General features: G+C 75.0%; 3 protein-coding genes and 1 pseudogene. 2 read left to right on the forward strand and 2 right to left on the reverse strand.

The genetic code is table 11. The features are described from left to right. Window positions 1-20: 20 nt before the first annotated feature. Window positions 21-2,390: a sigma-70 family RNA polymerase sigma factor gene (locus tag AC060L_RS34110; protein WP_483802859.1), complete on the reverse strand. Its 2,370-nt coding sequence runs from the start codon at window positions 2,388-2,390 to the stop codon at window positions 21-23. A gap of 558 nt (window positions 2,391-2,948) precedes the next feature. After that, window positions 2,949-3,839, reverse strand: coding sequence for a TetR/AcrR family transcriptional regulator (locus tag AC060L_RS34115; protein ID WP_483802860.1), 891 nt, complete (start codon window positions 3,837-3,839; stop codon window positions 2,949-2,951). A 445-nt stretch (window positions 3,840-4,284) separates the two neighbouring features. On the opposite strand from AC060L_RS34115, the gene AC060L_RS34120 reads away from it, so the two are divergent. Both AC060L_RS34120 and AC060L_RS34125 read left to right on the forward strand, forming a co-directional pair. Then, window positions 4,285-5,592 (forward strand): NAD(P)/FAD-dependent oxidoreductase, encoded by a 1,308-nt coding sequence (locus AC060L_RS34120; RefSeq protein WP_483802861.1) that lies wholly within the window; start codon window positions 4,285-4,287, stop codon window positions 5,590-5,592. 239 nt (window positions 5,593-5,831) lie between these two features. Next, window positions 5,832-7,136, forward strand: a pseudogene (locus AC060L_RS34125) (PP2C family protein-serine/threonine phosphatase); the annotation flags it as partial. Between the last annotated feature and the right edge of the window lie 471 nt (window positions 7,137-7,607).

Genomic DNA, 7,607 nt, shown 5'->3' on the forward strand with positions numbered 1-7,607 from the left:
GGGGCAGCCGGACGCGCGGTTCAGCAGCTGAACCGCGCGTCCGCCCAGTCCGCGAGGTTGCCGCTCGACCAGAAGCCGTCCACCGGCGTCACCACCAGCCGGATCGACTGCTGCCCGACCAGCGGCACGTGCGCCGTGACCGGAGCGTCCCCGGCGTGCAGCGCGGGGGAGCTCCAGAGCTGCTGCTCGTCGTCCCCGGTCACCGAGAACGTCACCGCGCCGGGCCAGAGCGTCAGATCGTCCACCCCGGCGACCGCGTCGAAGGACGTGCAGGACCGGTTGAGGTCGATCCCCAGCGTGCCCGGCGCGTGCATCGTGATGCCGTGCTTGTACGACGATCCGTTCATCCAGAGGCCGTCGCGCTGCCAGAACCAGTCGCTCGCCCGGCGGTTGATGCTCGGCCCCGGTGGCGGGACCCGCTGGGAGCTGCGGCTGAACGGCAGCTGGTCCACCCAGAAGCTGGCCGGCGGCTGGACCGGCAGCGTCGGGACGGGCAGCACACTCGGCGCCGCGCTGGGCGTCGGCAGCTGCGTCGGCACCTCCGGGATGCTTGCCGACACCGAGGGCAGCGGCGGCGTCGGGACGGCGGGCGGCGACGGGATCGTCGGGGACGGCACCGGCGGCAGCGGCGGCAGCTCTACGGCGGCCGGTGTGGGCGCCGGCGGTGTGACGGGCGCCGGTGGCGGCGTCGGCGTGGGCAGCGGCCGACTCGGCACGGGAGTGGGCGGCGGCGTCGGAGCCGGGGTCGGCTTCGGCGCGGGGGCCTTGGTCGGGACGGGCGCCGGGCTCGGTGCCGGCGGAGGCGTCGTCGACGGCGGGGCCGGGCTGGGCGTCGGCGCGGGCGGGGGAGCCACCGGCGCGGGCGGTGGTGTCGGTCTCGCCGGCGCGCTGCTGGCCGGCGGTGCGGCCGCCGGGGGAGCGACCTCGGGGGAGCCGGTGAGTGCGTACGCGACGGCGGCCGCGGTCGCCACCGCGACGGCGGCCGCGATGCCCGCCTTGGCGGCGGTGCCGAGCCCCTCGCCGGCCACGCTCGCCGCAGCACCGCCGGAGCCGCCGGCCCCGCCCGCCGCGCCACCCGCAGCTGCCGCACCACCGGCACCGGCACCCGCACCCGCGGCTGCACCGGCACCACCTGCCGCAGCCGCACCTCCCGCACCGGCCGCACTTCCTGCACTGGCCGCACCCCCCGCCGCAGCCGAAGCAGCGCCGCCGGCGGCCGCGCCGCCGCCCGCCGCAGCCCCGCCCGCCGCAGCCCCACCGGCGATCGCACCCGCGCCGAGCGCCGCCGCGATCGCCGAGAAGCCGCCCGCGCCGACCCAGACCAGCACCCCGCCGGGCAGCAGCACCCGCAGGCCCTGGTTGATGTCGACCAGCTCCAGGTAGGCCGCCGTGCACCGGTCGCACTCCCGCAGGTGCGCGCCGACCTCCGCCGCGGCCCGCTTGCGCAACTGCCCCCGGGCGTACTGGCCGAGCCGCCCGGCGTACTCCTCGCAGCCCTGCGGCTGGCTCCCCGAGACGTGCGCCTGCAGGAACGCGGCGGCCAGCCGGGAGCGGGCCCGGTGCGCCTGCACGGCGGTCGCGTTGGCGGTCTTGCCGAGCAGTACGGCGACCGTCTTCGGCGACTCCTGCTCGACCTCCGTGTGCCAGAGCAGCACCCGGTCGTCCTCGGCCAGTTCGGTGAAGGCCCGCATCACCATCCGCTGGTCGGCCTGCGCGATCGCCCAGGCGTCCGCGCCCGGGTCGGCCAGGTCGTACTCGACCGTGCCGGCCGCGGCCGATCGGGTGAACGTGCCGAAGTCGTCGACCAGTTGTTCCCGGCGTTCGGTGCGCGCCCAGGCGGCGGCGACGTTGCGCACGGCGGTGAGCAGGTAGGCCCGGACGGCGAACTCGGGCCCCTTGCCCGCCTTCAGGGCCTGGAAGGTCCGGGCGAAGACCTCGCCGGCCAGGTCCTCGGCGGTGAAGCTGTCCCGGCAGCAGCTGCGGGCGTAGCGGCGCACCGAATCGACGTGGCGGCGGTACAGCTCCTCGTACGCGGAGTCGTCGCCGGCCCGCACCAGCGCGGTCAACTCCGCGTCGGAGGGCGGCCGCTCGCCGTCCAGCGGATCGGCGGGCGGCGGCACGGTGCCGAGCGGGACCGGCTCGGTGTCCGGATCGCCGGCCGACTCACCGCTCGCGCCACGGCCGGTGCGGCCGGCCACGAAGGCCTCGGGCGTCACGCTGCCCTGCCCGGCCAGCGCCTGGCCCGGCACCCGGCCGGTGACCGGCGGGCCGCCGTACGGCGCGTCGGCGAGCGACTCGCGGGACGGCGCGCCGCCCTGGCCCGGCACCTGGCCGGTGACCGGCTCGGCGCCGAGCTCGTAGTCGTGCTCGTTCTGCTCCTCGGCACTCATAGGACCGCTCCGCCCGACTCGCCCGCCCTGCCGGGCGGGTGGAGGGCTGTCCGGCAGCCGCCCTCGCCTCCCCGGCCGTCTCCGCTCATGGCCGGGCCCCGGCAAGCCCTGCCGCCGGCCGCCGCCCGGTCGTCCCGCTCGCCGACGGCGTGCAGGGCGACGACGCGCGCCGCGGCGCACCGCCGGGCGCGGAGGCATTCACGCCGTCGCGAAGGGGGCGCACCGGGACATTGGCTCCAACCACGGCCAAAGAATGGCATAGCGGGGAGTGCGCGGGAAGCCGCGCGGCCCCGGACCCACTCTTCCGGGGACGTCTGCGAGGCACTGTTCGCCTCTGCCGGCGCAGCAAGTTGACGCCGGGTTGACGCCTCCCAGGAGGGTGGGGCGCAACCCGGCCGCCGACCGGCCCGTGAGTGGGCCGGTCGCCGGGCCGTGCGCCGTGGTGCACAGGCGTGCACGACGGTGCACGGACGTGCGTGGCCGCGTGCGGCCGTTCGACCGCCGCGCGTGCGCCGGAGGGCCCCCGCCCTCCCCGCCGCTACCCCGGCAGTCGAACGGCTACGCCGCCCGCAGGCCGTCCAGCAGGATCCGCAGAAGTCGTTCGGCCGGCTCCGCCCGGTTCGCGCCGCCGCCGCGCCCGATCGACGGCGGAACCGCGGCGGTCAGCACCAGGACGATCTCCGAGACCGTTACGCCGGGCCGCAGTTCGCCCGCGGCCGCGGCCCGGGCGACCAGCGCCGCCAGCAGCTGGAGCAGCAGCCGCGGATCGGCGTCCGGCACCCCGGTCGAGCCCAGCGCCGTGGAACCCAGCGCCGTGGAGCCCAGCGTTGTCGAGCCGCCCAGCGCGGTCGTCCCCGCGGTCGTCGCACCCGCGGTGCCGGCGGTCGGCGGGTCGCCGAGCCCCGCCGGCGAGCCGGGGCCGCCGTCGGCCGACAGCCGCTGTTCCGGCACCCGGGCCAGCTCCTCCGCGTACCCGAATGCCTCCGGTGGCAGCAGCCGGCCGGCCCCGGTGCCGACCGCGGTCGCCAGGTAGCCGGCCAGCGCCTCCCAGGGCCCGGCCACGCCGTACAGCGCCTCGCGGGCCCGGGCGGTCAGCCAGGCGACCTCCTCCGCGGCGATCCGCTGGACCAGCACCTCCTTGCTCGGGAACCGCCGGTAGACCGTGCCCACCCCGACCCCGGCCCGCCGCGCGACCTCCTCCATCGGTGCGTCGTAACCGAGTTCGCCGAACACCTCGCGTGCGGCCCGCAGCACGCTCTCCAGGTTCCGGCGGGCGTCCACCCGTAGTCGAGGCCCGCCCGGGCGGCGCTCCTCGACCCCGCCGTGGCCCTGTGCGCCGCCGCTGCTGCGGTACGGGACGGACAGCGGTACACGCTGTTCCGGTACCGCCGGCGCTCCGGAGCCGATCTGCGACGCGGCCGGCTCACCCAGCAAGTGATCGTGTTCCATCAATCCCAACCCTCCCCCGGAGGAGTCCGCTCCGGACCCCCGTGCGAAGTCGCCGCAGGCGCCCGTGGCGCACCGCGGCCCAGACCCACCGTCCCCCGGTCCCCTCTGCCGGAGTCGCCCGGCCGCCCGGCCGCCTGACGCGACGTCGGACGGTCCGTACGGGCGATGATGGTCCGCGGACAACCCTTCCCCGTTTCAGCGTGGCCCAGTCGGCCCGGTGGGCCAACGGTAAATCAGGCCGTAATGGATTCACCACCCGGGGTGACGATTGGCCTGGTCGGCGAGTTCCCGCCCGAACTTCGCAGATCGCCCCGAGACCTCTCGTCGTCCCCTTCCGTCCCGGCCGAATCCGGTACGCACTGTGGACAAGTGGCCCTCCGGCAAGGCGTCATGGTGGCGTGAACCAGCTCACATCGACGGGGGTGGCACCATCCGGATCCTGATCGTGGGAGGCGGCCTTGCCGGGCTCACCGCTGCCCAGCGGCTCCAGCGCGGGCTGGCGGACCAACTGCGCTCCGGCCAGGCGGAGATCACGGTGGTCGAGACCACGCCGTATCTGACGTACCGGCCGCTGCTGGCCGAGGTGGCCGCGGGTTCGATCGACCCGCGGCACGTGGTCGTGCCGCTGCGCCGCGCGCTGCCCGACTGCCGGGTGCTGACCGCGCGGATCAGCCGGATCGACCACGCCCGGCGGCTCGCCTGGCTGCTCCCGGAACCCGGTGCGGAGCTCGAACTCCCGTACGATGAACTGGTCCTGGCCGTCGGATCGGTCTCCCGGACGCTGCCGGTGCCCGGTCTCGCCGAGCACGGCATGGGCTTCTCGACGGTCGGCGAGGCGGTCGGCCTGCGCAATCACGTGCTGGCCCAGCTGGACCTGGCCTCCTCCACCCGCGATCCCGAACTGCGCCAGGCCGCACTGACGTTCGTCTTCGTCGGGGCCGGCTACGGCGGCGTCGGCGCGCTCGCCGAGCTGGAGGACATGGCCCGGCACGCACTGCGCGGCTACCCCAACGTCCAACCGGACGACCTGCGCTGGATCCTGGCCGAGGCGGGGAGCCGGATCCTCGCCGAGGCCGATCCCGCGCTCGCCGACCAGACCATGGTCCAGCTGCGCGAGCGCAACGTGGACGTCCGGCTCGGCACCGTGCTGGAGTCGGCGCAGGGCCGGGTGGTGGTGCTCTCGGACGGCAGCCGGTTCGCCGCCCGCACGCTGGTCTGGACGGCCGGCGTCCGCCCGGCGCCGCTGCTGGCCGCGACCGATCTGCCGCTGGACGCCTCCGGCCGGATCCGCTGTCTGGACACCCTGCAGGTCGCGGACGGCGCCCGGCCGCTCGCCGGCGCCTGGGCGGCGGGCGACTGCGCGGGCGTTCCACTAGCGGCCGACCCGGCGCTGTGCTGGCCGCCGAACGCCCACCACGCCGTCGCACAGGCCGAGTTGCTCGCCGAGAACCTGCTGGCGGCCGCAGCCGGTGAGTCGCCGAGCCGGTACCGCCCGGCCCCGGCGCCGGCCTCCACCTCGCTCGGCCGGCGGCGCGCGGTCGCCCAGACCCGCCGAGGCAGCGTGGCCGGGCGCCGGGCCTGGCTGCTGCACCGGTCCCGGGCGCTGCGTGCGCTGCCGAGCCCGGACCGGCGGGTGCGGGTGCTCGCCGACTGGCTGCTCGCCGCTCTCTTCGCCCGGGAGGCGGTATCACTGGGTGCGCTCGAACACCCGCGCGCCGAGTTCGAGGCGGCGGCCGGCGCCGGGGAGCACTGATCGGCCGGCACCCCGGCCGGGCGTCCGGCCGCCGCGGTACCAGTGTGCCGTGGTGCGGCCGATGCCCCCCCCCGACGGCGGCTCCGATCCGTACGTGCCGTACAACACGACCAACACACGTACGACTTCCAGAACCGCACCTTCACCTGACAGGATCTGCCCGACACCCCGTTACGCCCTGTGCAAACACAAGTACGAAAAGTGACGGACCCTGCGACCCCGAGGAAAGCGACAGTCGGTTGAACCTCATGCGCTGGAGTGCGCGGCTCACCGGGGCCCCGTGGCGGGCCGCTGCGCCTTCGGACGACCCGGTCGCGCTGCCGGGGCCGCGCGACCCACTCGCCCCCGGCGCGCCCGGCAACGAGCAGCTGCTCGACCTGCACGAGCTGTACGACCTGCGCGATGTGCTCGGCCGGCTGCCCGCCCCGGTCGCCGTCACCTATGGCGCCCGGCACCGCCTCGGCTACGCGAACGACGCCTACCGGGAACTCTTCGGCGGCCGCCCGCCGGGCCTGCCCGCCGACGAGGCGCTGCCCGAGCTGGCGGAACTCGGGGTGCTCCCGCTGCTCGACCAGGTGCTGCGCAGCGGGCGGGCCCGAAGCGTGAAAGCGCGCAGCATCCCGGACCCGGGCCCGGCCGGTCGGATCCGCTGCTTCAACATCTCCTGCGTCCCGCTGCACTCGAACGAGCGGGTCGGCATCCGGGACGGCCACCCGCCGCCCGCCATCGGGGTGCTGATCTTCGCGGCCGAGGTCACCGACCAGGTCGCCGCCGCCGACCGGCTGCGCGAGGCCGAACGCCGCCAGCGCGAGGCGGCCGTGACGCTGCAGCGCAGCCTGCTCCCGCAGAAGCTCGAACAGCCGGCCGACCTGCGGGTCGCCGCGACCTACCAGCCCGGCGCCGCCGACGCGGCCGTCGGCGGCGACTGGTACGACGTGATCAGCCTGCGCGACGGCCGGACGGCGCTCGTGATCGGCGACGTGATGGGGCGCGGGCTGCGGGCCGCGGCCGTGATGGGCCAGCTGCGCACCGCCGTGCGTGCGTACGCCCGGCTCGACCTGCCACCGCACCAGGTCATGGGTCTGCTCGACGAGATCGCCATGGAGATCGACGCCAACCAGATCGCCACCTGTCTCTATGCGGTCTACGACCCGTCGGCGGACTCCGGCCCGGGGCACCCCCGCGCCGGCAGCCTCACCTATGCCTCGGCCGGCCACCTGCCGCTGATGCTGCGCTGCTCCGACGGCACAGTGCTCCAGGGCGAGCAGCCGAACGGTCCGCCGCTCGGCACCGGCGGCGGCAACCACAGCTCGCACCAGCTGCGGCTGCTCCCGGGGACCACCGGTGTCCTCTACACGGACGGCCTGGTCGAGCGCCGGGACCAGGACATCGACCATGGCCTGGACCAGCTCGCGCACACGCTGGCCGGTGCGGTCGGCTCGCCGGAGGTGGTCTGCGCCCGACTGCTGCGTGCCATGGGTGTGACGGCGGACCATGACGACGACGTGGCCGTGCTCGCCTTCCAGCTGCCGGCGAGCGTCGGCGAGGTGCAGGAGCCGTCCACCTCCGGGGTTGACTCTGTTCACCAAGAGGTCTAGTGTTCTTCGAGCTGCCTGTCATGGGGCACCGGACGCGCGCTCTGCTCGGACGGTCCCGGGAGCAGCTTCTCTTGGAAACACCACCCTCAGTAAGTAGATCCGACTATCGGTGCGTTGCTTTACACGCTTCGACGGGACGGTCTGTTTTGCTGTGCCGGTATTTCCGGAGGGAGTACGGACTTCGGTCGGATTCGCTTTTCGGAGCGGAGTTCAGCTAAAGTTCAACACGTCGGACAGGCCGTCAGGTCGGTTACGGCGAAGGCCACTTGAGGCCGAAACGGTGTGGAGGACCTGCTAAGGTCGGAAACACCGAGAGGGAGTCGGAAAAGCCACAACGGCGGATCTGATAAGCTCTACGAAGTAAGAACGAAGGGCCCGGAGGGACTGCGAGAGCAGCTCGAAGGAAGTCTCCGTTCC

This window comes from Kitasatospora sp. NEAU-69 (assembly GCF_057158765.1).

What these genes read in the sequence shown, in the direction of transcription:
- AC060L_RS34110 (WP_483802859.1), bottom strand. Translation starts at nt 2,390, where the DNA reads ATGAGTGCCGAGGAGCAGAACGAGCACGACTACGAGCTCGGCGCCGAG.
- AC060L_RS34115 (WP_483802860.1), bottom strand. Translation starts at nt 3,839, where the DNA reads ATGGAACACGATCACTTGCTGGGTGAGCCGGCCGCGTCGCAGATCGGC.